Source organism: Gemmata sp. SH-PL17, assembly GCF_001610855.1.
Taxonomy (GTDB): domain Bacteria; phylum Planctomycetota; class Planctomycetia; order Gemmatales; family Gemmataceae; genus Gemmata; species Gemmata massiliana.
Map to the genome: position 1 here is coordinate 1486107 of NZ_CP011271.1, position 23556 is coordinate 1509662.

A 23556-nucleotide genomic window follows, 5' to 3' on the forward strand; every position below is an offset into this window, starting at 1 on the left:
GGCTTTAGCTCTCCCCCATTGCTTTGAGACGTTTCGTAACCAGGGCCGCGTCATCGAAGTGCCTCAAATCCCTTAAACATCGGCGGTAATTCTTAAGGACATTTTTACAGTCGGAGATGTCTGGATCGCCGAGCGCCTCATAAATCGAAGCGGCTTGTTGATAAATCTTGACCGCATCTTCTTTCGTTCCAATCCACATCTCGATATATGCAAGCTGGGCAAGCGCCACGGCAACGCCGTTGTGGGCCTCGCCATACACCTTCCGCCGAATGGTCAGCACTCGCTGATAAAAATCCTTTGCCGCCTTGTACTCCTTCTTCTGCAAAAGGTGAAAGGCCATATTGTTCAGGGGGGAAGCGACATTAATGTGATCCGGCCCAACGACGTTTTCTAGCAATCGAACCGCACGTTGAAACAACTCGATTCCCTTGTCGAGGTGCCCGAGATCTATGTGGCAGTGAGCCATGTTGTTGTAAATGGTGGCGATGCGCGGGTGCGCCACCCCCATTGTGTACGCAATCACATCGCCTGCCGTGTTGTACCACTTTAGAGCCTCGTCATGATGCCCGCTGTCTGACAGCAGCCGCGCGTAGATGTTGCAAGCATTTCCATAATCTGGATGAACCTGCCCGATCGATTCCTCTTGAATGGCCATCCCTCGGCGGACTAGCACCAGCCCCTCCTCGGTTGCGCCCCGCTCGCCGACGATAGCAGCAAGATTACAAAGTGCGAATGCGATTAGAGGGTGTTTTTCGTGTAGATGTTTTTCGCGATCTGCGAGTGCCTTCCGAGTGACGTCCTCTGCCTCTTTGTTCTTTCCACGCTCATTCATCAAGATGGCGATGTTGCACAACGTCGTCGAAGCGCCTTCATCCCACTCACCATCCGCGTCTCGCTCCAGAATTGCAACCGCTCTGTCAAAGTACGCTTGGCTTTCGTCCAATCGCCCAAGCTCACCGACTGTGAGCCCAAGGTTGTTGCAAGTCTGTCCGACATCCCGATGCTGCTCGCCGCACGCCTTCGAACGGATTTGAAGCGCCTGCAGCAATATCTTCTCGGACTCCTCGTAGTGACCGAGCTTGAACAACATCATGCCCATATTGTTCATGCTTGTGCCGACGTCGGCGTGCTCAGGACCGAGCGCCACCTTTCTTACTTCGACGGCCTTGTGGTACACTGACAGCGAGAGTTTATAGCTCCCCGTCTCTTCCAGATAATGTGCGATACGATGAAGTAGCACACCGGCTTCAACTGTCTGAAGCTCAGAATCGTCGGTCGATCCTACGAACCCAATTGCTTGGTGAAGCAATCGCTCACAGCCAGCCCAGACTTCAAAGTGGACAATGGGAAAAACGCTCGCCAAGGCTTTTAGCAGGCGAGCGCGAAGGCTTTTCCCCTCTGCTTGATCAATACTTGCTCTGATCACCTCTTGGAGTAGACGATGAATCGAAAACGTGCGCCCGTCAGAGAATTTTTCAATGAGTGAGTAGCGAAGTAGCGGGAAGAGCAGGTCGTCTATAAGGGTTTCATCGATACGTGGCTGAGGATTCACCTGCTCGTCGTGATCGACGTAGAAGTCTTTCAGGGCGACTTGGATCTCGCCTCCAAAGTCATTGGCTCCGTTCGCGAGTAGCTCGAATGGTACATTATCCGGACTGAGAAAAGCGATATACCCGAGCAGTTCTGCTGCAGCCTTCGACTCCTCTCTCACGGCGTCGAGGTTCAGCGACCAGGTTGTCGAAACTGTTTCTCGATACTCGCCAGCCTTTGGGCGCGACTGGTCAAGCAGTTTAAGTTTTCGCTTGAGATAAGATGATAAGTATGCTGCAAAGACGGTGTTTCGCGAGACGATATAGCCGCCAGCCTGTTCGAGCGCGAGCGGTAGCTCACCCAGTTCTGCAGTGATCTGCTTTGCCGCTTCCAGATCTGCGCCTTCGGCGCCCTCTCGATTAGTTCGCTTCAGGAGAAATGCGATCGCCTCTTCGGGAGTAAGAGTCCCGACCTGGATCGGGCTTGCTACACCAATTCCATCAAGCTCGGGCGATCGAGAAGTGACGAGATAATTCCCCAGCCGATTACCAACGATGAGTGGCTGCACCAACTCAGGCTCATCTGCATTGTCGGTCACGAAGAGCCATCCTTCGTTGGCTTCCAGCCACAGCCTTACGGCTTCGGTAATGATAGCCTTGTCCTGCGCATGGGCCTCCGGCAGCTTAAGCCGCCGCGCGATTTCTGCGATTCCGGTATCGATCGTGAACGTCGAGGCAGCATTGACCCAAAAGACGTGCTTGTAATCGGCGTAATGCTGGTACACGTACTCGACGGCGATCTGCGTCTTTCCAACACCGCCAAGACCCCAGATGGCTTGGATGTTGGCTACTCCGTCCTTTCCGGGCTGCAGGAACGCACCTCGGAGGCGCGACAGAATCTCCTCTCGTCCACAGAAGAAGTTGTTCCGGAGGCGATGAATCGCCGCCCGAGCCGAGGTTGCAGGCTTCCCACTTCCCTCCGAACGCTCGCCTACTGTTGCGTCGGAGGCTACTGAGGGTGGCGGTCGAGTTCCTCGATCAGGTCGGGCCACCCAAGATCCTTGAAGGCGCCTCTTAACTCGCCAAGCCGATTCCGCTCTTCCAGCCACTCAAAGATCTGTCGAGGCTCGTGGCCCTGCAAAAATTTCGCCCGATCTTCTAGCGAGATGTCGAGGTATGTGGCAAGCGCACTCCAGCGGGTGACAAGACCTGCATAAAGCGTCAGCTTTGCCTTGCCACTAAGTTTGATGAGCCGTGGAGCTGGAGGCACTGGGGCTTCCGGGCCGCCAAGGGCTTTCCCGCCGGCTCGCAGCGATAACGGGAAGTTAGTCTCCAGGTTATGAGCCTTGAAGACAGGGTGCTGCTTTTTCTCCTGAGCTGGCACTTTGTCCGAGACGTAATTAAACACATCGAACACGCGAACCACGTTCTCCGTTGAGGCCTTACCGCGGAGCGCGTCCAATAGGTGATGCGTGAAAAGGCTGTTTCGCATTCCGCCGAGTACGACCGAGGTTTCATCTGCGCGGCACGATGCCATCATCACCCGCCCCTTCCCCTGAGCGAGCAGGTTGTACGCGGCGTCGGACAACCCCGCCTTGACGCCTTCGGCGGGATCGAGGCTTTTCAGCTCCGCAGTCCCGGACGAATGGCACGCATCCAGCAGAATCGCGAGTCGCTCCGCCTTAATGGTGCTCAAGAAGGTGGTCAGTTCTGCACCGCTGAGCGCCGTGTTCGCGATGTTCCTCGGGTTGCAGTCGAATGGAATCAAAAACTCACCGGAAGGAATGCGACCGCCGTGTCCAGAGAAGTACACAACGACCGTCTCATCCGGTGCGGAGGTTTGGGTCAGCCGCGTCAGTGACTCACGGATTCCGTTCAGAGTAGCCTGCGCATCCAACAGCACCTCTACGTTCGCTGGCGGGTAGCCGCAGAAATCGGACGAGCGCAGGAGATCGGCCACATCGCGCGCGTCGTCGAGTACTGAACCCGGCAGCTTGTTGACGTGCGGGTAATTCGCCACGCCAATCACCAGCGCGCGACCTTTCGCAAATGTAGCGGTCCGGCCTGATGCAGGCGGCAAGCCGTGCGCCTTCTGATCGGAACTCGGTGATGAGAGCAATTGCGGCGTCACCTGCTTGGCTTCGTGCGGGCTGTTGCCTTCTGACTGAACAGTCAGCTCGTATTGTTGACTGCCGACGTGCCATCGGATCAGGGTGAGCCCAGTCGTCGTCGCGAAAGCGTGAAGTGCGTCCTGCGATGCTTTGAATTGTGCCACAATCCGAGCCAAGACCTCCGGGTCGCCTTCGAGGCGAACCAGGGTGCTTCTTTTCTGAATAGATGCAATACGGGCGGACGAAACGTCAAGTCCGGTAGTGGTCTGTAACGCTTGCCGGAAATTTGACTCGTTGAACTCCTCGATTGGCCCCCGAAGCAAGAACTCGATGAACACTACGTGCTCGGCCCTATTATCTCCTTGTTGCTCCGCCCGATCGTTTTTCCCCGCAGCAACCGTGGGCGACTTGGCTTGAGCCTGAGTGTACTTGAGCGGCTTCGGCGTGACGATACCAGAGCGGACAAAGGCGCCTGCGAATGACGCGGCGGTTTTACATGCGTAACTGGTCCACTCGCCAGCGCGCTTAAAGCCAACAATGTCACTGAGCCCCCGTACCACCAAGACCGGATACTCTCGTTCCGTGCGGCGGGCGGCGCGGTACACTCCTCCCGCTTCCATTTCAACGAAGCCTAATGCCCTCGCGCTTTGCTTCCACTCGGTAATTAGCGCGGGGTCTTTGACGAGGATGCCGCCGCCACCGACAGGAATGACCGCGTAATTGGGTAATCTGGGCTTTCTGCTTTCTGGAAAGTGGCGCGCGAGACTTTTCTGCACTTTTGATCGCCAATCCACTGGGCCATACAGCCGGTCGCTCGACGCGTCATGCGGAATTTCACAAACCGGCTTCTTCATTCCGACTGTGGTCTGCTTATTCCATCCCTTGAGCTTAGACTCCCAGCCCGGAATGGCGCCCAAGACCGCGGCAACATCGGGGTGGACTGCGCCACCACCTAGGCTCCATTCTCGCTGATGTTGTTCGCCGTCCAGAATTTCAGCGGACACGGAAAAGTCGTAGATTCTGCTCGCAAGCAGCACGTCACCTAAGCTGTAATCGTCTTCGGGCAGCCCTCCGGCGATCCCGACCACAAGTATCCAATCCGGATCGAGATCTTCAATCAAATCGCGAGTCAGATCATGAGCCGCGCCCGGACCTTGCTCAAGGCTTCGGGCAACGGCGATTCCGACTCGCTTCCCGTCCGCCGCCTCTTGCTGGCTGTACTCGTAGAAGACACGTCCCTTGACTGTCTCCCTGTTGGGGAAATGCTCCAGAACGGCGGTGTACTCGTCCGAGCGTACCGTCAGGATGCCGAAAGTTACCGACCCGCGAATATCAGACGCTGCAAGCATGGCGGGGCATTCCACTCGGTCGAAGCGAGGCGCAATCGCGACCCGCATGTCGGGGCCGGCACGCGAAGTGCATCAGTCCGGCTGGGAGCGCGATTGGGAGTGATTCTACGCGACGGGAATTGCGTGGGCCAACAGTTTCGATTTCGCGCGAGCGATTGAACAAGCGTCAAGCTAATCGGTGCCGGTTGTGCTGCTTGCGAGGCTACACCACCGGCGTTATCGTGATCGAATCGATCGCCCCCGAACCGGGCCGCACCGAGGCCCGTTTCCCTGCCGCGATCATGTCCACCACATAAGCGGCCTGTTCGCCCCGGATCTCGATCTCCACCTCCTGCTGATCGTCCTTGGCGAAGTAGATCTGCCGTGCCTTTTCGCCTTTCTTGCCTGCGGGACGGGGAAGGAAGCATCCGTCGGGAATGAACCACACCTTCCCTTCATCGTCCGTGACCAAGAGCGCGACGAGATGAGCGTTGCTGTTGCGTCCCGGCGCGCGGGTGTCTTCGACCTGATCGCTCTCTTTCTTGTCAGCTACGTCCCCAAACACTGGTGCGGGTCTCCCGCTCATTTCCAAACCCCGCGAGTGTACCGATCCGCTGCAAGAGCGCAACGTGCGCCTTGTTCTTCCGCACCAACGCACCGAGATTCCCGAGCTTCGGCTTGGCCTTCAGCCACTCCAGCCCGACCCGCTCGTTCCTCGTCAGCCGACTGTCCCATTCCGCCTTCAGGTCCGCGAGCGTGTGTTCTTCTCCTTTCTCTTCCCTCGTTTCGATCCCGACCTTCCCGAGGCGCTTCCCCTTCACAAGGTGCTTGTCGATGAACTCGGTGATGACGTTGCGCCGCTGCGAGAATTTCTTGATCGTCTTGTCCGATACCCCCGCCAGCTCGAACACGCTGCCCTTGTCCACCGTCTTGAAGCCCAGCGCCTCGATGTTGCTCCGCAATCGCTGGTGAAAGGCGTCCTGCAGCACGGGGGCTTGTTTCTTGATCTCGTGGACCTTCAGCGCCTTGAAGCGATTCTCGGTGGCGTCCCACGTGTGGTTGAAGATGGTGGCGTGAACGTGCTCCTGCGGATCGGGCCTTCCCTTCACGGGCCGCGCGAGGGAGTGCGGGATCATCGCCCAGGTCATGTTGCCCGTCTGCCGGTCGTCGTAGTGCGGGCGGATCTGCATCTTGCCGTCATCGAAGGAGACGACAGTTCCGCGGATGCGGGTTGCAGCGAGCGGCTCGACGTCCTCGCGCATCGTGTCACGAACGGCTTGGTGAAACGCCTCGCGAATGCGTTCTTCTTCCGGGTTGTACCAGATCGCGAGCGTGACAGACTTGGGACAGTCGAACGTAAAGTCCCACAGGCAGATGCGGTCGGAGCGATGCCGAGGGGTGAGCTGGGCGTTCGTGGCGGGGTGCTTCCCATCGACCAGCCGGTTGAAGGCGCGCGTGTCGAAGTCGCCGAGGGCCATCGCCTGCCCGCCGAACTCCGGGGCGAACCGGGCCAAGCCCTGAACGGCAGCGTCCTCGCGCTGGTAATACTACTTGGCAGTGGCGGCGTTGGTCCTCGGGATTATTGTGAGCATGCGCCATAGTAGGGGCTGGCGCGGAGCATATCAGCAGACTTGTCGTGAAACGGGCGATTTCTCAATGCGTATTGTCCAAGGAACCCAGCCGCGGATCACGGAGGCGTGTTCGCTCCACAGAGAGCCTTCCCCCGAATACCAGCGCCGGAGGCACTCGTGCTCCAGCTCACGAACTCCTTCGAGATCGGATTGTACGCGGGTGATGACCGCGAAGTTCATTACCAGCTCCTTCCCAAATCAGCCATTGCAACGGCGGCGATAATGCCAGCAACGAGAGGGAAAATCCAGCGCCAGCTCATCTCGCGGCCCACCGCAGTGCGGCCTTGAAACCGTCGTCGCACGTTACTTTGTTCAAGATTCGGCACGCGGGCTGCATTATCTCAAGTGGGCGGGGCGACCGCAGTGGGTTGAATGGGCGACGGCCCACCACGGAGCGCCCCGCCTTTTCCTTTTCAGCCCGGCAGCCTCTTCTCCCGATACCCTCACTTCCCGCACTTGCGCATTCCGCCGCCACCTAAAACCCGCAAACCAATTTGCTTTCCGGCACGAATAGCGCACATAAGTGCATTATCCGAGTGAAGAGGGTTCGTACATGCAGCCGGTCAACCTGAACGGTGCCGACGTTTGGGGTTACGTTGTGGAGTCCGACGAGGGAGTGCGGGTGCGGTTCGGAATCGACGACTGGCAACAGCTTCAGATCGGCGAAGGTCAGCTCATCACCGCGCGGATCGGCGGCAAAGACGCGCGGCTGTTCGTGGCGAACGTGCGCGTAGAACCGCCCGTAGTGTGGGTCACCATGGCACGGAGGATCAGGGCGGCAGGTTGACGAGTTGGAAATGCTCGACCGTGGGAAACGGGTCGTAGAAGTGGTGCAGGAGCGCCTTCCATCGGAGATACTGTGGCGACCCGCGAAACCCCTCGGTGTGATCCTCCAGTTTGCGCCATCGGACTAAGAGGACGTACCGAGAAGGCCGCTCCAGGCAGCGCTGGAGTTCGAGCCCGAGGAAGCCGTCGATCAATGCGATCAGTGGGCGGGCCTCTGCGAAAGCCGCCTCGAAGGCTGCTTCGGACCCAGATCGCACATCGAGTATCGCCACTTCGAGGATCATGGTGCTCCTAGATGCACGGCAGCTCTTCGCCCTTGAACACTTCCCGAGCGTGCCACGCGAGATTGCTTTCGGTCGGGTGTAGGGCCGGGTCGATGGGCTTCTTCACTTCCTGGCAGTGGAATTTCATCAGGTGTTCTTGGAACCCCGCGCCTTTCGCTTTGCTCGAAACCCGCAGCCGCCCTTCACGAATGGTGAAGGCACCGAAGTCGAACAGCTTGTGGTGCATCACGCATAAGGCGAGGCCGTTCTGCTCGGTAGCCGGGCCGTTGAACTGGTGCCAGCGAATATGGGCGGCATCCAACCCGACGAGCACGTCCGCGACGCGCACTTCAAACTTGCAGACGGCGCAACACCCCTGATACGCATCGAGTACCTTCTCACGGAACTTCGCGTCGCGTTTCTTCCGCGTCACCGCTTCCGTCGAGAGGTGAACGGCGTCGAGGATCTCCTGGTGCAACGACTCCGGGAAGTGGCGCTCAAGGATGAGGTTTGCGATACGCGTAATGAGCGCTTTGTCCGCGGTCAGCGCGGTCTGGACTTCCGGAGAGAATTCCCCGCGCACGGCCGGGGACCGCAGCGCGTCGATAGTCGGAATGGTGTCGCCCGTTTTCCGCGGTATGTCTGCTGGTGCTTGAACGGCCCACACGCGGTTGCGCTGCAGCCGCCAGAACGGCTGTTCGGGGTGATCCGACTTTCTGGGACGGCCGAATCGTTGAAGAAGCTTCCTCAACTCCGGCTCTGCTTCCTTGAACGTGACTTCGCTCCGCCCGCCCTGCCACTGCCCAAGAGCATAAAGAATGAGCAGCGGTTTGTGCGGCGCGCGCTGGTCACCCTTCTTCCAGACGTTGATCTTCTCGAACCGGCTCAGGATCGCGGCGCTGTTCATGGGCAGCTTCCAAACAGAGGGCGCTGTAGAATCACGTCGGGGGCCACGGGTTTCCTTGCCCATTCAGGTGGCGTTCCAGCGCGAGGGAAACAGCCGCAAAGACGCAGGACATTTCAACCAACCACCGTTTTGGAGTGTCCTTCTGACCCCAGGTCGTCTTGATGTAATCTTCGGGCGGATCAAACCATGTCTGTTTCCGGCATTCGTCTGGGCTGAGCTTTTCGATAGCCCACCTGAGAAGATGCTGGTACTCCGCTCGCCCGCCAGGGACGAAGCTACCATCAACAGTCATTCCGCAATCCTTCAGGTCGAGCAACCTGATGACTTCACCCGCCAGAGAGTGGAACATATTCAATGCACTCTCCGGAAACGGGGCGTTCTTAGATCGCCTCAGCAGCCAGCACCGCCAGGATTCGACAGAACTCAACATCGTCGCGTCGTTGATTCCGTCCTGTCGCTCAGATGCGGGTATTCTGACCATTTCTGGCCGGTCCCCGCCGCCCGCGTAGCCCAAGCATCTCCAGCCAAACGGTTGCGGCGGTCCATTGGGGAAGTCATGAAACCATCGGTACGCCTCGTTCCAAGCACGTCGTTCTTCGTGCGGGATTAGCACCAAGGCAAACGATACCTCCCTCGGGAAGCGATCCTGTGCGGCCACGAACCGGCTCCGCAGGTCGCGCAGGGACAACGCAACGGCCTCGATAACCCCCGGTCGCTCGCTAGCGACGGCGCCGGGGGCTACCAAGGGTGGCGGTCGAGTTCCTCGATCAGATCGGGCCACTTGAGGTGATCAAAGGCACCCCGAAGCTCCCCCAACCGACTCCTCTGCTCCAGCCACTCGAAGATGTGCTCAGGTTCGTGACCCTGCTTAAATTTCGCTTTGTCCGAAGGCGGGATGTCGAAGTAAATCGCTAGCTCGGTCCAGCGGGTGACAAGCCGCCCGGACAGCACCAGTCGCACTTTGGGATCTAGCCCCGACCCGTTCATTCTTGCACCTTGTGGTAGCAGTTCTATGCCAAGGGCCAGACCGTTCCCGCCGTTGGCGCTGAGAGTCAGATTAAACCGACGAACCAGCTCGTCCGGTGTGCAGTTGGCCGTCTTCGCCTGCTCGTAAAGCAGCGCGGCTCCCTCAGAGGATAGCCGAAACCCTTTGACGCGCTCGGCCTCGATCGACGCCTCTTGGAGAGCCTTAAGCCCGTCGAGAATTTCCTGCTGACCGCCGCTGGACTCGTAGTTGCGGATGACCTGCTCGAAGCTTTCTCTCCCAACTTTAAGGGCCAGTACAGGGCCGAGCCGAGGCTTGAGGACGCGGTCGGCGACGCTGCTCAGCGCAGCAAAGGCTTGGTCGTTCCCGACCAAAGCTGCCGGCCTGTATCGTACCTCTCCATAGCACTCCGCCAGACGCACCACTGAACAATCAAAGTTCGTCCACCTCACCGACGACTCGACCTCCGCCGCGGCCGTTTCCAGTGCGGACGCAACGACCGCACACTGGCTTGCAACTTGCGACGCGGCAGGACTGCGGTCCATCCTGAAGATCTCCTCCGCGAGCCTGCCGCCCATGTCACGCAACTGGGCTGCCACCTTCTTGACACCAACCGCAGCAGCAGAGCGGTCACGTTCTAAAGCCGCGAACTGGAGAACCGCGTCGAGCAAGAGCCGAAACAAAGTTGCGTCCGGGCGCACCTCCTCTGATTCCTCAGCGACCCTGAACGCCTCACGCGCGGCGGACAGCGAGTTGGTCAACCCGTCCCCGGAATCCGCGAGCAGTGCATCTGCCAACCTCATCAAAGCGAGCTGGCATCTGGCTTCGGCGCGAACGGGCACGTCTGAACTACCGGCGATCGCGACCAGCTTCATCCGCAGGTCGGGCAGGTCGAACCGATCACAGAGTACGCCGATGGCTTTCGCGCCGGCCACCAACAGCGGCCCAGGTTCGCCCACTTTCAGTTTGAGCAGGTAGCGAGCAGCGCCAGTACGGGCTGTGGGGTTCCGGAGGCCGAGCAGCGTCAGCGAACTCAGCAGCGCGGGAGCGAGGAACACGTGGCTCCGGCGCGAATCGTACGCCTGCTCCAACTGATCCACGGAGTCCGTGTCGTCATCGGTTGCGACCCACGCGAGGGCGAGCGCAGCCGACCTGACGCTCAGATCGGATCGTGCGGCTGACAGCGCCTTGATAGCGATGGTGGTCGCCGTGGGATCAGGCGGTGTGGAGAGCAGTAACGCGGTGAGTTCATCGACCGCATCGTCACCTTCGTTCTCGAGCCTTCCGACCCAAGGTTGCCAATCGGCCATTCTTTGCCCTTGCTAGAACGCGCACTTCTTTCCGCTCGTCACGGCTCGGTGCCCATAGACCTTCGTGGTTATGGTCGCTTTGCGGAACTCGGGCTTCGCAGTGAAGCAGATGATCTGGACGTGCTCGGCATACTTGTCCTCGATTTGCTTCAGCGCCACGGCCGAGGCTTTCAGCGCTTCCGGCACAAGTTCCGCGGTTCCGAGTTGGTCGAGCATGAGGAAGCCCGGGTGCCGCCCGACTCCGGCTTCACATCCGAGACGCATCATTGCCAGGAACAGCGCCAGTTTCGCCCGATAACGCTCGCCGGGGTTCTTGATGTTGGAGAACGAAACGAGTTCGTCGTTCTTCGTTAGCTTCACCAGCCCGCTCGCGTAGCACTTGATGCCCGTGATCTGGTCGGCTCCGAGCGCTTTGATGACTTCCGTCGCAAGTTCGTTGAGCTTCGCCTCGATCTCCTTGTTCCGCTCCTCGGCCTCTTCCTTCAGAACGAGTTGTACCTTTTCGATGATCTTGAGCTTTCGCTCGTGGTCTTCTGCGGTCCCTCCACCCGTAACGCGGTCCAGGGCGGTGACCTCATGGTTAATCTCACCGATCTCTTCGTGCATCTTTCCGCGGCGCTCGTTCTCCTCGGGGGTCGGGAAGCCCTTGGTCATGCCGTCAGTAATGGAGGCCCGTAGCGCCTCGACGACCGCCCGCTGCTCCGCGGCCTTCTTTCTCGCCTCTGCCAGATCGCGCGCCACGCTGGGCAGTCTTTCCTTAATCTCGGCGGCGAGTCGTTCACGATCCTTTGCGGCGGCTTCAAGTTGTGCCGCGTCATCGGCACCGACCGTGGGTACGGGCCGAACGCAAAGCCGGCACTGATGGACCGTTTTTTCGCGCTCCAGCGCCTCGGGATCGATCCCCCGCGCGCAACTCGGGCAAATGCTGACGTCGAGCCCCGTCAACTCCCGGCTGAGATCTATTTGCTCGCGGAGCAGCCGCGCCGTCGCGTTGTGCTGCTTCATCTGAGTGTTGAGTGTCTGTTGCTGCTCCTCGATCTCGGTCACCTCCGTGTTGGCCTCGATCAACTTCCCCTGAGCCTCAGTGTGTTTTGCCGTCAGATCCCCGCCCTTAATCACTTCCAGCCGCTTCGCCTGATCCGCATCGAGAGCGGCCAGATCCTTCCTGAGCTTTTCCCGTCGCTCGACCAGTTTCGCCCGCTTCTCCGCCGATTCTCCCGCCTCGGTTGCGGTCGCCTCCTGACGCTTCCGAATTGCTGCCGCTTCCATGCTGAGTTGATTCAGTGGTTCGCTGAGGTGCAAACCGAGGAACGCCGAGAACAGGATTCGGTCCTGATTGGCGTACTCCGGCTTGCAAAGTAAGTAGGTGTGATTGTCGTCGAGGATACGCAGGGCTTGGAAGTAAGCGGGCCACGTCGCCGGTATATCGATGCTGTCCTTGCCCTTCGTCGGGTGAGCCCGATTCCAGCCGAGCGCCGCCAACTCAAACTCATTTACGAAGAACGCGCCAAGCGCCGCCTGCACCTCCTCGTCTCCGCTCTGCTGAAACCCCTTTCGGATTACGGCCTTCGGAACGTCTTCCATCAGGCAGGTGTGATCTTCCGGCACCAACACGCAACGGAGTTCCTCCTTGCGCCAGCCGAGCAGGACGGTGTAGCGCCTGTCATCGAGGCTGAACTGGAGCCAGATGTCCGTGATCCACTTACGGACCTCTTGGTCGTATTCGTCGTAGCTGCCGGTCAGCGCGAACTTGATCGTCTTCAACACCGAGGATTTCCCGACCAAGTTATCCTCGATCACGAGTGCGTTGACCCCACTCTGAAACTCCTGGTCGTAATCGATTGGCGACGTGACGTCCTTCAGTACCTTGGTTCCGACAAACTTCAACCGCCGGACGAGCAGGCGCGGAACCTTTCGAGTTGACCGCATCTTGGCGAGATCGAGCTTCGCGACGATCGCGCGCACCTCATCGCGCGGAATTCTCTCCCGCACCTTGGTCTGGAAACGCTCAAGCGCCGCGTCTGTCACGCCGTCTATGGTCAGGGGTGAAGCCGCCGGCTCTTCCGCTTTCTTCTTGGGGCCTTTAGCCATCCGACACCTCAAGCTGCTCGCCGAATACGTAAAAGAAATTGTCCGCGATTTCTTGCGCGGTAAGGTCGGGTATGTACTCGTTCAGGTTCGCGTCCTTGTACCGAGCATGACGGTACTGCCGGTCTTTGATGTCGGACGCGCTCAAGTGGCCCATGTAGTGATGGATCTGGCCGATTCGGTCGGCGTACCATTGGGCGTGCGACAGGTTCCTAACGAGCCGCTCGGCCACGTCCACTCCGGCTTGCGTCAGGAAATAGTGCTTCCACGGGCGAGCCGAACCGCGCAACTCGAACCGGATGTACACGAGACCTCGTGACCACCACCACGCTTCCACGTCGTCCCGCCGCTCGTACGCCCCGCGCCAGAACTTCCGGAACGGGATCGTCTGCAGCTCCGGCTCACGATCGCGGTGGATCTGGCGGATGGTCGCGATGACGATATCGCGATCGGCAGCGTTCTCTTGGTACAGTTCCGTTAGTTCGTGGATGAAGTAGGCGGGGTATCGCAGCAGGAAGTCGAGCTTCTGAAGGTAGTACTCGGACGCGAAGTGCGCGACGAATGGTTGCGCAGGCGCGTACCGGGCCGGAAACGTCTGCTCCTCCGCCGGTCGCGCGAACCGATGGAGAATGAGGAGCAGGCGAGCCGCATCGACCTCGAGGAACCCTTCCGGTCGAACTCCATGGATGAACTGTGGGGCGATCATTCACGGACCTCGGACAATCGCAGAATAGTGGATTCTAAACGATGTCTGACCCGCAATCACCCGCTTTCCCGGCCCTCACCCTCAACATTCGTTGCTCTCGTACGGCAAGACGGGTAAGCTCGGATGAATCGAGGGATTCTGATGCGCCCGAATCACGTCCGTACCACACTTCTGTTCATACCCGTTCTCCTCGTTGCCACGTTTTTTGCGCACGCGGACGAGAAGAAGAAAGACCTCAAGAGCACGACTGCGTACAAGGTGCTGCGCACGATCGACGGCGACACCATCGAGGTTGAGAAGGACGGCAAACCCGTAAAGGTACGGCTCATCGGCGTGGACACGCCCGAAACCGTTCACCCCTCGAAGCCCGTTGAGCAGTACGGTAAGGAAGCGTCGCGGTTCACCTCCAACCTGTTGAAGGGCGAATCGGTCTACCTCGAACTCGACGCGAAGCCGGACAAGTACGGGCGAGCGCTGGCGTTCGTCTACCGCGCGCCGGACGTGCTGTTCGTGAACGCGGAGATCATCCGTCAGGGCTACGGTTTTGCATACACCCGCTTTCCGTTTGACGACGATCTGATGAAGCAGTTCCGTGCCCACGAGAAGTCAGCGCGCGAGGCCGGGCGCGGATTGTGGGGAAGTGCCGACCCGATCGACGGCAAGGACACGAAGGCCGATAAGGTGGAGCCGAAGGACGTCAAGAGTGAGGTGTACGTCACCAGCAGCGGCGCGAAGTACCACGCCGACGGCTGCAAATTCCTCGCAAAATCGAAGATTCTCTGCTCGCTCGCTGACGCGAAGGCGAAGAAATACGAGCCGTGCAGCGTTTGCAATCCGCCGAAGTGAGCTTGATCAGTTCCGCTCGGCCGTGATGCCATCCGCTCTTGAGCTTGCAGAGGAAAAGGGATGCCATCCCAAGCGCTTCTCAATTGGCAGAACACCAGGATTCCCAACCTCATTGAGGTCGAAAATCAGTGCGTGGCAACGAACGCCATCGTACCGCTCCCTAACCTGGCCGATGAGAACATGCGCGCGCACGTGCTCCTGCTGAGCGCTCATTTTCAGGGCTTCTGCCGCGACCTGCACACCGAATGCGTTCAGTTTCTTGCCGCTGCAACCCCAGCGACAATGCAGTTCGCTATTCAACGGCAGGGCGTCGCGTCGCGAAAGCTCGACAAGGGAAACCCGAACTTCGACAGCCTCCAAGCCGATTTCGAGCGGTTCGGGTTCAATCTCAAGGCAGCACTGGGCATCGCAACAGATCCTCCAGCCAACCCAGCGAACAAGGCACACGTCAGGCTGATTCATTACATGAACGAGTGGCGGAACTACGCCGCCCACCAAAACGTCTCAAGACCGACGGTTGGGCTGCCATTTACGGTTGCGACCGTGGTCGGCTGGCGGAATTCTTGCAACGCGCTGGCGACAGCGCTTGACGGCATCATGTACAATCAATTACACACGCTGACCGGGGCACACCCCTGGTGAGCCTGCCGGGAGGGATGCGATGGCTGAGAGCAAGAAAATCGTGACCCTACACAAGGTCGGCGAACGGGTGAAGATCCTGCACGCGAACGGCGTGACGGGGCGAATCGTCGAACTGCGCGGCCCCCTCGGTCCCAAGGGCATGCAGGTCTACCGGGTCCGCCTGCGGAAGAAACCGACCCCCGACTATGTCGAGGTGCGGGAGGATCAGCTCGAAACCGTTGCTGCAGCCGAGTGACCAGAACGACTCCGGAGCCCCGGCAGATGCCGGGGCTTTCGCGTTTGATGTGCCTCCGAAGGCCTTGCGGGTACGAGGAAAGCACCGGGAAAGGTCTCAGGTGCGCGTTTTGGCTGGTACGGAATCGGTACAGAATGGGTACCGAAGGCATTGTAATCCAAGGTAAAAGGCGCTAATCTGTGTGAAGTCACGGCAAGCGTCGGAAGCCTGTGACGCGATCAAAATCCCCGAGAAAATAAGGCATTTTTAGCGAGGCAGGACGGCAGCGAGTATCGACCTGTCGATCCGGCACTCTAAAATTTGCAAAACTGCGGAGTAGAACCGGGTAACGAAATGGTAGAACCGGTCCACAGTGCTCCTCTCCGAGCTTCGGCACGCTGTTTTGTGATCAATCGCGGTATGAGGGTCATCCACGTACACTTGGTCGCGCCGTAAAGTTATCCCCGCACATTTGGTCGCGCGTGTTACGTACACTTGGTCGCGCCACCTCGCCAGTTTCTGCGGGGCTATAACGTACACTTGGTCGCACAAACCTATATACACCTATACTTCTACCGATAGTTGGTCGACCGTTTCGGTGGATTACGGGGATAACGGCTGCATCCGGGGCAGCTTGAGTCCGAATTGGCTTGCAGGTGACGGAGACGAAGGACCGGAGGCAACCCCACCACGTTCTCGCAGAAAACACCCACCCAAGCGCTAAGCCGAAGCACTGGCTATCAACCCACCTCCACACACCTTCACGCTTCACAGGCCTATTTCTGTGCGATTTTGAGCCATCTCGTTCGGAAGCTCAACCGATCTGAAGCCGGTCCGGCTTTGCAGTAACTGGCGGCGGGCTGTGCTCAAGGGTCACGCCCTTTTCATCTGCCGTAAGTCGCGCCTGCGGGTACACGGCCTGGACCTGCCGGAGCGTCTCGAGGAACCGGCGCCGGAAGTCCCGGATCCGCGCGTACCCCTGACCGAATTGGTCATACACTCCGGTCCAGGGAATGAATTGGGGCTTGCCCGTCGGCACCCGGTGCAGGCGCTGCGCCAGCCACGTGTACACGTCCAGGGCCAGGGCCGAACCGGACAGCGCGCCCACGGCCCGGCGGTCCAGCGGGACCGCGTGCCGCTCCAAACTGGCGAAGTACTCGGCGCTGAGGCGCACGGTCGAGGGCCAGAGCATGCGCTGGCCCGGCTCGGTCGGGTACCACAAGTCGAACGCGCTGACGATCTGGGTGTTGAACTGCACGGCCCGGCCGCCCTCGACCATGCCCATGCGCACGGTCGCCGCGGCCAGGCGCGAGAGCTGGTCCTTCAAGTGACGCAGGTGCGGGCCGTTGACCGCAATCCCGAGCGCCCGCGCAAACGCGGTCATCGAGTCCTCGACGTCCACCACGGGTGAGCCCGTGCGGATCGCCTCGGTGGCCAGGTGGATGAGCACGAGCCGGGGCTTCTCCCCGTACGGGAGTCCCAGCCGGACGAAGTCCCCGGTCGCCGGATCGTACGCCGACCCGGCCTCGATCCGGAGCGTCGCCAGGCCCTGCTTGCGCTCCCATTCGCGTACCTCGTCGCCCGGGTTCCCGTACGGGATCCCGCACTGGCACTGGACCGTGTGCAGGAAGTCGATGCGCTCGGGGCGCGCGGTCATGATCGCGCCCGCGGCGTCCAGGCGCTTGCGCTGGGTCCGGGTCAGATGCAGGCCGTCGGTGAGCGCGCCCATGACCGCTACGGGACGTACCCGTGGGCCGTGAGCCACGGTTCCAACGCCTCTTCCAGAATCTCCTGGAGGGAACTCGGGATCTGACCGTCGAGTTGCCGGGTCAGGCTGGCACGCTTGAGTGCGGCCACGTAGTCGGCCCGGATCCGGGTCGTGAGCGGGGCCCGCACCGGCGCCGCCACCGCGCGTTCTACCGGCGGGACTGGTTCCGTGCGTCCCCCGAACACGAACTGCTTCTCAACCACCGGGTCGTTTGCCGGGTTCGACTTTAATCCTTCGATCAGCGGACGGCGCTCGCTCATCCCCACCTCCTCTTCGCTTCGTGTTGCGTCACATCGGTTGATTTATTTCGGCGCTTCTTCTGGGCCACCGCATGGGGCAGCACCTCGCGGAACAGGGCCTCCATCTCGGCAGCGGCTTCGCGCCCCCGGGTGCCCATGCGCCACACCACGGTGCCCTGGCCCGGCGCGTCCGCGTAGATCTGCTTGAGCGTGAGCGCCGTCCGGGCCAGCGGGAGGTCGAGGGCGGTTGCGGCGTCCTTCATGTCCTGGGTGAGCCGGTACCGCTTGCCCACCATCGAGAGCACGATCACCGCGTCCGGCTTGCCCTGGCGGATGTCCTGGGACTGGCGCAGCACGGTCGTGGCTTGCGCGAGGGCCCGGACCTCGAGCATCGAGGCCTTGCACGGGACCAGCGCGAGGTCGGCCCGGAGCAGCAGCGCGCGGCTCGTCTCGGTGTTGCTCCCGGGTCCGTCGGCGACCACGAAGTCGGCCTCCTGGGCCAGTTGGGGCATGGCGTCGAGGATCGCGGTCGGGTCCGCGAGCCGGACGGTGCGGATCCCGGGCGCGGCCTCGGCGGCCCACTCGCTCGAGGACTCCTGGGCGTCGCAGTCGGCGAGCACGACCGAGTGCCCCTGTTCGGCCAGCCAGGCCGCCAGGTGCACCGAGATCGACGTCTTGCCGACCCCGCCCTTGGAGTTCGCGAGGACAATAATCATGCCCCGGACCGTAGCGCCACTTGAAACGGTTGGCAAGCAATATGTGCGTCCCGCCGGCAAGCCGTCGTACCACCGGTACGGCTTGCATGCCGGCAAGCTGGCTGGCCGGCATGCAAGCCGGCTGGCCAACCGAGCAGACTGCCAACTCGCAGTCCAGTTAGCCGACTTCTCGGCCGTTCGGACAGCACACAGGCGTGATGGCCGGCCAGCCTTCCGTTGAGTCGGCCAGTTGTACGGCAGTTCTGAAGTCGCGCCGACAAGCCAGCACGTCCGCAAGCCGGTATGTCGGCACGCTGGGCGGCATTCCGGCCCGTCGCCCAGCCGGAATGCCGCCCGGTCAGGCGTCTTTCACGGTGCAAGTCGGCCGATGCGGTGCATCGGGAAGATGCCTGCTGGTCGGAACAACTTTGGGTCGTGCGAACTCGAGAGTCATTCAGACGGCTAACTCATTAATTCTGGTACCGGCGGACCGCTTGCGGACACGATCAGAAAGGGCGATACTGACCGGGTTCCCGCAGGGCGATTGCGCCATGATGGGTGATTTGGGATGATCGGGAGATGGCAACCTTCGGTGCCGCGGATCACCGGATTGCCGACGTACTCGGGATCTCGTGCCATCATGTCCGACAAGCTCTGCTCTCGGATCCAGGATCACTTCGCCGACCTGACCGACCCGCGCCGTCGCAAGGTCACGTACCCGCTCATCAACATCGTGACCATCGCCGTGTGTGCCGTCATCGCCGGGGCCGATGATTTCGTCGCCATCGCCGCATGGGCGCGCCAGAAGCGGACTTGGCTGGCCCGGTTCCTCGACCTCACCAGCGGGATCCCCTCGCACGACCGGTTCAACGCCCTGTTCCGGGCGATCAACCCCGACGAGTTCGAGCGGTGCCTGTTCTCGTGGATCACCTCGCTGCACGAGATCACCGCCGGGCAACTCGTGGCCATCGACGGCAAGACCTTGCGCCAGAGCTTCGATAAGGCCGATGCCAAGTGCGCGATCCACATGGTGAGCGCCTGGGCCACCGCCAACCACATCACCCTGGGTCAGGTGGTCGTCGATCAGAAGAGCAACGAGATCACGGCCATCCCCAAGCTGCTCGAACTAGTGGATGTGTCCGGCTGCCTGGTGACCATCGACGCAATGGGCTGCCAGGCCGAGCTCGCCAATCGGATCATCGAAGCCAAGGCCGACTACGTGCTGGCGGTCAAAGGGAACCAGCCGACCCTCCACGATGGGATCATGGACTTCTTCGTGGACCAGATGGAGGACGACTTCGCTCGGGTGAAGGTGAGTCGCCATGAGACCAAGGAGCACGGGCACGGTCGTGACGAGCACCGGACGTACTTGGTGTGCGACGTGCCCGCGGGCTTTCCGGATCGGGGCCGTTGGAAGGGGTTGAAGCGGATCGGGGTGGCCATCCGTGATGCCGTGCGTGGCGGTAAGGGGTGCGATGACGTGCGCTACTACATCCTGAGCAAGAAGTTGAGTGCCCGCCGGTTCGGGGCCGCGGTTCGGGGCACTGGGGGATCGAGAACGGGTGCCATTGGCAACTCGACATGTCGTTCGGCGAGGACCGGAGTCGGATTCGGAAGGGGCGAGCCGATGCCAACTTCGCGGTGGTGCGGCGGATGGCTCTGAGCATGCTGAAGAACGAGAAGAGTCAGAAGGTGGGCGTGAAGGCGAAGCGGCTCACCGCCGCCTGGAGTGATGACTACCTCGAACAAGTGCTATTCGGAACATGACTTATGGTGCAATCGCCCTGCGGGTTCCCGGAGGGCACTCCCGAAACCCGATACGCTGCCGATGAAGTCGCAACTCACGATCGACGCGGTCCTGGCCTGGTGCGACGCGTTCCGGGACCGGCGCGGGCGCTGGCCCCGAATCAGCGACGGCCCGGTCCCGGGGGCCGACCTCACCTGGTGCGCCCTGAACCTGGCCCTGGCCCGCGGGTACCGGGGCCTGTCCGGGGGGCACTCCCTGGCCGCGCTCCTGCGGGACCGCCGGGGCGCACGCCACAGGACGTACCCGCCGCGCCTGACGCTCGCCCAGATCCTGGCCTGGGCCGACGCGCACCACGCGCGCACCGGGGACTGGCCCGGGCACGACTCCGGTCCGGTCCCGGACACCAACGGGGAGACGTGGCTCGCGGTCGAGACCGCACTGCGGGCCGGGAGCCGGGGGCTCCGGGGCGGGTCCTCACTGGCCCGACTGCTCACCGCCCGGCGCGGGGCACGTAACCATCTGGACCTGCCCGCGCTGACGGCGCAACAGATCCTGAGGTGGGCCGACGCGCACTACCGGCGCACGGGCGCGTGGCCGGCGATCGGGAGCGGCCCGGTCGCGGGCGCCCCGGGCGAGTCGTGGCACGCGGTGGACGCGGCCCTGTTGATGGGGCACCGCGGGCTCCCTCGGGGCGGGTCCCTGGCCCGACTATTGGCCAAGCACCGGGGCGTGCGCAATCCCGCGGCCCCGCCCGCGCTCGCGCCCGAACACCTCCTCGCCTGGGCCGACGCGCACTACCGGCGCACGGGCGCGTGGCCGGTCGGGGCCGGCGGGGCCATCGACGGCGCGCCGGGGGAGACGTGGGCGGCGGTCGAAGCGGCCCTGCGGGCCGGGCTCCGGGGGCTCCCCGGGGGCGATTCACTGGCCCGGTTCCTGGCCCGGCACCGGGGCAAGCGGAACCCGGCCGCGCTCCCGCGCCTGACGCTCACCCGGATCCGGGGCTGGGCCCGGGACCACCACGCGCGCACCGGCGCATGGCCGACGCGGGGCTCGGGCGCGATTCCGGGGACCGCGGGGGAGACGTGGCACGCGGTGGCCAAGGCCCTGGAGCGGGGCCGGCGCGGGCTGCCCGCCGGGCTCACCCTGGCTCGCACGATCCGCCGGATCGCGACCCGGCCTTTACTACGTCCCGCGGGCGACCCAAACGTGGCCGCCCGCGGGACGACCGGCTAGAGCCGGTCGTCGTCGTACATGATCACGTACCGGGTCCCGGGCGGGACGTTGCGCACCTCGCGTACCGCCCCGTCCCCCACCTCGATGACGATCGGGGCCGCCGCGCTCGGGTCCGCCGGGCCGCGGTCCGCTTCGACGAGCGCCGCGCGCACCCGCCCGAGGTGCGAGCCCAACCGCGTCGTCAGGTCCGAGAAACTGCACGTCGAGCTCAGCCGGTGCGCCTCCGCGAGCAGATCCAGGCCCTCGCGGAGGACCCCGACCAGTTGGGGTGCGGCCGTCATGGCCCAGAGCGACGCGAGCGTCGCGGGCACCGGGTCGTCGCCTTCCGGGAGCCAGAACGGGCGGCTGGTCACGAGCACGTGCCCGTTGGCGTCACAGATGAAGCCCCGGTCCTCGGTGCCGTCGCGGTCGAAGAGCAGGGTCCAGGGGGTGTCGAGCGGGTCGTCGGTCATAGTCGGGTTCCTTTCGGTGTGAGCCGGCCCCACCGCGGGGCCGATGGGGAGCGCCCGAGGTGCCGGCCCGAGTGACCCGTCCAGCGAAACCGGGAGGGTCCGCGGAGCGGAAACCCGGTTGGCAGCTTGACGGGCACGCCCGGTGCCTCAGCCTCCCCGCAATCGGCCCGGCGTGGGTCCGGCACCCGAGAGCCGGCCCCGACCGTACCGATCCACTCCGCCCTCGTGCACGGTTCCGGATTCGCCGCGCGCTCTCGGGAACGCCATCTCGCCGACCCGATTCCGATGCTCGGCCATCAGGCCCTGCACCGCGCCTGGGGGCCGCCGCGTGGGCACTGCGCGTCGAGTGGGCGCGAGTGAACTGGGCCGCGCAGTGCGCGGGCTCGTCGGCGCCAATTTGGGCGCCGACGGGTGCTGACCAAAAGCGGCCAGCCAGCTTGCAAGCCAGCCGGCTGGCCGGCCAGCTTGCCGGCGGTCCGACATGTCGGCCGGCCGGTCGAGCCCCGAACCGTCCCAACGGTGGCAACTCGGCCCGCGACGACTCGAACGCCCGTGGCGATTCGTACCGCGCGTGATACGCGGCACAGCATCCCGCGTTGATCAAACGGGCCACCGCTGAAGGCTTTGGTCCGCGAGCACGGAGGCGATGAAAGAGGTGAAAGGCGGCGCGTCGGGTACGCCGTTCGGGTGCGGCGTCCTGCGGTGGGCGGCCTATTCTTGGGCCGCCCGGTTCGTTACCAGCTCGCGCGATACGCGACCGAGCGCCACACGTCCGGTTCCTCGGTGTCGAGCCACTCCAGTGCGTCCTCAAGGATCTCGAGGTCATCCGCGACCTGCTCGTCGGTGCTCTCGCTGACCCCCAGGGCGATTGCACCATAAGTCATGTTCCGAATAGCACTTGTTCGAGGTAGTCATCACTCCAGGCGGCGGTGAGCCGCTTCGCCTTCACGCCCACCTTCTGACTCTTCTCGTTCTTCAGCATGCTCAGAGCCATCCGCCGCACCACCGCGAAGTTGGCATCGGCTCGCCCCTTCCGAATCCGACTCCGGTCCTCGCCGAACGACATGTCGAGTTGCCAATGGCACCCGTTCTCGATCCCCCAGTGCCCCCGAACCGCGGCCCCGAACCGGCGGGCACTCAACTTCTTGCTCAGGATGTAGTAGCGCACGTCATCGCACCCCTTACCGCCACGCACGGCATCACGGATGGCCACCCCGATCCGCTTCAACCCCTTCCAACGGCCCCGATCCGGAAAGCCCGCGGGCACGTCGCACACCAAGTACGTCCGGTGCTCGTCACGACCGTGCCCGTGCTCCTTGGTCTCATGGCGACTCACCTTCACCCGAGCGAAGTCGTCCTCCATCTGGTCCACGAAGAAGTCCATGATCCCATCGTGGAGGGTCGGCTGGTTCCCTTTGACCGCCAGCACGTAGTCGGCCTTGGCTTCGATGATCCGATTGGCGAGCTCGGCCTGGCAGCCCATTGCGTCGATGGTCACCAGGCAGCCGGACACATCCACTAGTTCGAGCAGCTTGGGGATGGCCGTGATCTCGTTGCTCTTCTGATCGACGACCACCTGACCCAGGGTGATGTGGTTGGCGGTGGCCCAGGCGCTCACCATGTGGATCGCGCACTTGGCATCGGCCTTATCGAAGCTCTGGCGCAAGGTCTTGCCGTCGATGGCCACGAGTTGCCCGGCGGTGATCTCGTGCAGCGAGGTGATCCACGAGAACAGGCACCGCTCGAACTCGTCGGGGTTGATCGCCCGGAACAGGGCGTTGAACCGGTCGTGCGAGGGGATCCCGCTGGTGAGGTCGAGGAACCGGGCCAGCCAAGTCCGCTTCTGGCGCGCCCATGCGGCGATGGCGACGAAATCATCGGCCCCGGCGATGACGGCACACACGGCGATGGTCACGATGTTGATGAGCGGGTACGTGACCTTGCGACGGCGCGGGTCGGTCAGGTCGGCGAAGTGATCCTGGATCCGAGAGCAGAGCTTGTCGGACATGATGGCACGAGATCCCGAGTACGTCGGCAATCCGGTGATCCGCGGCACCGAAGGTTGCCATCTCCCGA

20 protein-coding genes and 2 pseudogenes are annotated in these 23556 nt (G+C 62.2%); 6 read left to right on the plus strand and 16 right to left on the minus strand.

The features are described from left to right. Positions 1-4 precede the first annotated feature (4 nt). The 4 genes and pseudogenes from VT84_RS06135 to mobF form a co-directional block, all read right to left on the minus strand. Positions 5-2581, minus strand: a complete 2577-nt coding sequence (locus VT84_RS06135; protein WP_162271609.1) for a tetratricopeptide repeat protein — start codon at positions 2579-2581, stop codon at positions 5-7. Continuing rightward, positions 2539-4989: a caspase family protein gene (locus VT84_RS06140; protein ID WP_162271610.1), complete on the minus strand. Its 2451-nt coding sequence runs from the start codon at positions 4987-4989 to the stop codon at positions 2539-2541. Before VT84_RS06140 ends, VT84_RS06135 begins: the two co-directional genes overlap by 43 nt. Positions 4990-5191: 202 nt before the next feature. Next, entirely contained in the window at positions 5192-5533 is a 342-nt protein-coding gene (locus VT84_RS06145; RefSeq protein WP_082838876.1) for a hypothetical protein, read from the minus strand. Further along, a pseudogene (mobF, locus tag VT84_RS06150) lies at positions 5514-6503 on the minus strand (MobF family relaxase); the annotation flags it as partial. The gene VT84_RS06145 and the pseudogene mobF, both read right to left, overlap by 20 nt. A 649-nt stretch (positions 6504-7152) precedes the next feature. Between mobF and VT84_RS06155 the strand changes: the two are divergent. Further along, positions 7153-7386 carry a hypothetical protein gene (locus tag VT84_RS06155; protein ID WP_082838878.1) on the plus strand — a complete coding sequence of 78 codons (234 nt, stop codon included), beginning with the start codon at positions 7153-7155 and terminating at the stop codon, positions 7384-7386. On the opposite strand, the gene VT84_RS06160 is transcribed toward VT84_RS06155, so the two are convergent. The 6 genes from VT84_RS06160 to VT84_RS06185 form a co-directional block, all read right to left on the minus strand. Then, the gene (locus VT84_RS06160) at positions 7370-7669 is read right to left on the minus strand and encodes an antibiotic biosynthesis monooxygenase family protein (protein ID WP_082838879.1); all 300 of its coding nucleotides are present in this window, start codon (positions 7667-7669) and stop codon (positions 7370-7372) included. The two genes, VT84_RS06155 and VT84_RS06160, sit on opposite strands and share 17 nt — an antisense overlap. Positions 7670-7676: 7 nt before the next feature. Continuing rightward, positions 7677-8555: a phosphorothioated DNA-binding restriction endonuclease gene (locus tag VT84_RS06165; RefSeq protein WP_157469225.1), complete on the minus strand. Its 879-nt coding sequence runs from the start codon at positions 8553-8555 to the stop codon at positions 7677-7679. 31 nt (positions 8556-8586) lie between these two features. Further along, positions 8587-9213, minus strand: coding sequence for a hypothetical protein (locus VT84_RS06170; protein WP_157469227.1), 627 nt, complete (start codon positions 9211-9213; stop codon positions 8587-8589). Between the two features lie 80 nt (positions 9214-9293). Beyond that, complete coding sequence (locus VT84_RS06175; protein WP_082838882.1) at positions 9294-10850, minus strand: hypothetical protein; 1557 nt, start codon at positions 10848-10850, stop codon at positions 9294-9296. Between the two features lie 12 nt (positions 10851-10862). Beyond that, positions 10863-12941: a hypothetical protein gene (locus tag VT84_RS06180; protein ID WP_082838883.1), complete on the minus strand. Its 2079-nt coding sequence runs from the start codon at positions 12939-12941 to the stop codon at positions 10863-10865. After that, complete coding sequence (locus tag VT84_RS06185; protein WP_082838884.1) at positions 12934-13644, minus strand: hypothetical protein; 711 nt, start codon at positions 13642-13644, stop codon at positions 12934-12936. Before VT84_RS06185 ends, VT84_RS06180 begins: the two co-directional genes overlap by 8 nt. Positions 13645-13785: 141 nt before the next feature. Here VT84_RS06185 and VT84_RS06190 point away from each other — a divergent pair, with 141 nt between their 5' ends. Genes VT84_RS06190 through VT84_RS06200 form a run of 3 tightly spaced genes read left to right on the plus strand, consistent with a single transcriptional unit; the run spans position 13786 to position 15367 of the window. After that, entirely contained in the window at positions 13786-14490 is a 705-nt protein-coding gene (locus VT84_RS06190; protein ID WP_157469229.1) for a thermonuclease family protein, read from the plus strand. A 60-nt stretch (positions 14491-14550) separates the two neighbouring features. Then, positions 14551-15132 (plus strand): hypothetical protein, encoded by a 582-nt coding sequence (locus tag VT84_RS06195; protein WP_082838886.1) that lies wholly within the window; start codon positions 14551-14553, stop codon positions 15130-15132. 19 nt (positions 15133-15151) lie between these two features. Then, a complete protein-coding gene (locus VT84_RS06200) occupies positions 15152-15367 on the plus strand; it encodes a hypothetical protein (protein WP_082838887.1) in 216 nt (71 codons plus the stop codon). A gap of 793 nt (positions 15368-16160) precedes the next feature. Here the strand turns inward: VT84_RS06200 and VT84_RS06205 are convergent. The 3 genes from VT84_RS06205 to VT84_RS06215 are packed head-to-tail and all read right to left on the minus strand — an operon-like array spanning position 16161 to position 18069. Beyond that, entirely contained in the window at positions 16161-17075 is a 915-nt protein-coding gene (locus VT84_RS06205; RefSeq protein ID WP_082838888.1) for a replication protein RepA, read from the minus strand. A 5-nt stretch (positions 17076-17080) separates the two neighbouring features. Then, positions 17081-17374: a hypothetical protein gene (locus tag VT84_RS06210; RefSeq protein ID WP_082838889.1), complete on the minus strand. Its 294-nt coding sequence runs from the start codon at positions 17372-17374 to the stop codon at positions 17081-17083. After that, positions 17371-18069 (minus strand): division plane positioning ATPase MipZ, encoded by a 699-nt coding sequence (locus VT84_RS06215; protein ID WP_082838890.1) that lies wholly within the window; start codon positions 18067-18069, stop codon positions 17371-17373. Before VT84_RS06215 ends, VT84_RS06210 begins: the two co-directional genes overlap by 4 nt. A gap of 619 nt (positions 18070-18688) precedes the next feature. Here VT84_RS06215 and VT84_RS06220 point away from each other — a divergent pair. Further along, positions 18689-19815: pseudogene (locus VT84_RS06220) on the plus strand (ISAs1 family transposase). A gap of 61 nt (positions 19816-19876) precedes the next feature. Further along, positions 19877-21028, plus strand: a complete 1152-nt coding sequence (locus VT84_RS06225; RefSeq protein WP_082838891.1) for a hypothetical protein — start codon at positions 19877-19879, stop codon at positions 21026-21028. On the opposite strand, the gene VT84_RS06230 is transcribed toward VT84_RS06225, so the two are convergent. From VT84_RS06230 to VT84_RS06235, 3 genes are all read right to left on the minus strand, one after another. Next, positions 21025-21480: a hypothetical protein gene (locus VT84_RS06230; protein ID WP_082838892.1), complete on the minus strand. Its 456-nt coding sequence runs from the start codon at positions 21478-21480 to the stop codon at positions 21025-21027. The two genes, VT84_RS06225 and VT84_RS06230, sit on opposite strands and share 4 nt — an antisense overlap. 734 nt (positions 21481-22214) lie before the next feature. Further along, positions 22215-22364 (minus strand): hypothetical protein, encoded by a 150-nt coding sequence (locus tag VT84_RS38150; protein WP_157469231.1) that lies wholly within the window; start codon positions 22362-22364, stop codon positions 22215-22217. Next, a complete protein-coding gene (locus tag VT84_RS06235) occupies positions 22361-23488 on the minus strand; it encodes an ISAs1 family transposase (RefSeq protein WP_082838893.1) in 1128 nt (375 codons plus the stop codon). Before VT84_RS06235 ends, VT84_RS38150 begins: the two co-directional genes overlap by 4 nt. Positions 23489-23556 lie beyond the last annotated feature (68 nt).

Coding starts and splice junctions, on each gene's coding strand:
- VT84_RS06225 (WP_082838891.1), top strand. CDS start 19,877: ATGAAGTCGCAACTCACGATCGACGCGGTCCTGGCCTGGTGCGACGCG.
- VT84_RS06235 (WP_082838893.1), bottom strand. CDS start 23,488: ATGTCCGACAAGCTCTGCTCTCGGATCCAGGATCACTTCGCCGACCTG.
- VT84_RS06175 (WP_082838882.1), bottom strand. CDS start 10,850: ATGGCCGATTGGCAACCTTGGGTCGGAAGGCTCGAGAACGAAGGTGAC.
- VT84_RS06180 (WP_082838883.1), bottom strand. CDS start 12,941: ATGGCTAAAGGCCCCAAGAAGAAAGCGGAAGAGCCGGCGGCTTCACCC.
- VT84_RS06165 (WP_157469225.1), bottom strand. CDS start 8,555: ATGAACAGCGCCGCGATCCTGAGCCGGTTCGAGAAGATCAACGTCTGG.
- VT84_RS06160 (WP_082838879.1), bottom strand. CDS start 7,669: ATGATCCTCGAAGTGGCGATACTCGATGTGCGATCTGGGTCCGAAGCA.
- VT84_RS06215 (WP_082838890.1), bottom strand. CDS start 18,069: ATGATTATTGTCCTCGCGAACTCCAAGGGCGGGGTCGGCAAGACGTCG.
- VT84_RS06210 (WP_082838889.1), bottom strand. CDS start 17,374: ATGAGCGAGCGCCGTCCGCTGATCGAAGGATTAAAGTCGAACCCGGCA.
- VT84_RS06195 (WP_082838886.1), top strand. CDS start 14,551: ATGCCATCCCAAGCGCTTCTCAATTGGCAGAACACCAGGATTCCCAAC.
- VT84_RS06185 (WP_082838884.1), bottom strand. CDS start 13,644: ATGATCGCCCCACAGTTCATCCATGGAGTTCGACCGGAAGGGTTCCTC.
- VT84_RS06190 (WP_157469229.1), top strand. CDS start 13,786: ATGCGCCCGAATCACGTCCGTACCACACTTCTGTTCATACCCGTTCTC.
- VT84_RS06155 (WP_082838878.1), top strand. CDS start 7,153: ATGCAGCCGGTCAACCTGAACGGTGCCGACGTTTGGGGTTACGTTGTG.
- VT84_RS38150 (WP_157469231.1), bottom strand. CDS start 22,364: ATGACTTATGGTGCAATCGCCCTGGGGGTCAGCGAGAGCACCGACGAG.
- VT84_RS06205 (WP_082838888.1), bottom strand. CDS start 17,075: ATGGGCGCGCTCACCGACGGCCTGCATCTGACCCGGACCCAGCGCAAG.
- VT84_RS06200 (WP_082838887.1), top strand. CDS start 15,152: ATGGCTGAGAGCAAGAAAATCGTGACCCTACACAAGGTCGGCGAACGG.
- VT84_RS06230 (WP_082838892.1), bottom strand. CDS start 21,480: ATGACCGACGACCCGCTCGACACCCCCTGGACCCTGCTCTTCGACCGC.
- VT84_RS06140 (WP_162271610.1), bottom strand. CDS start 4,989: ATGCTTGCAGCGTCTGATATTCGCGGGTCGGTAACTTTCGGCATCCTG.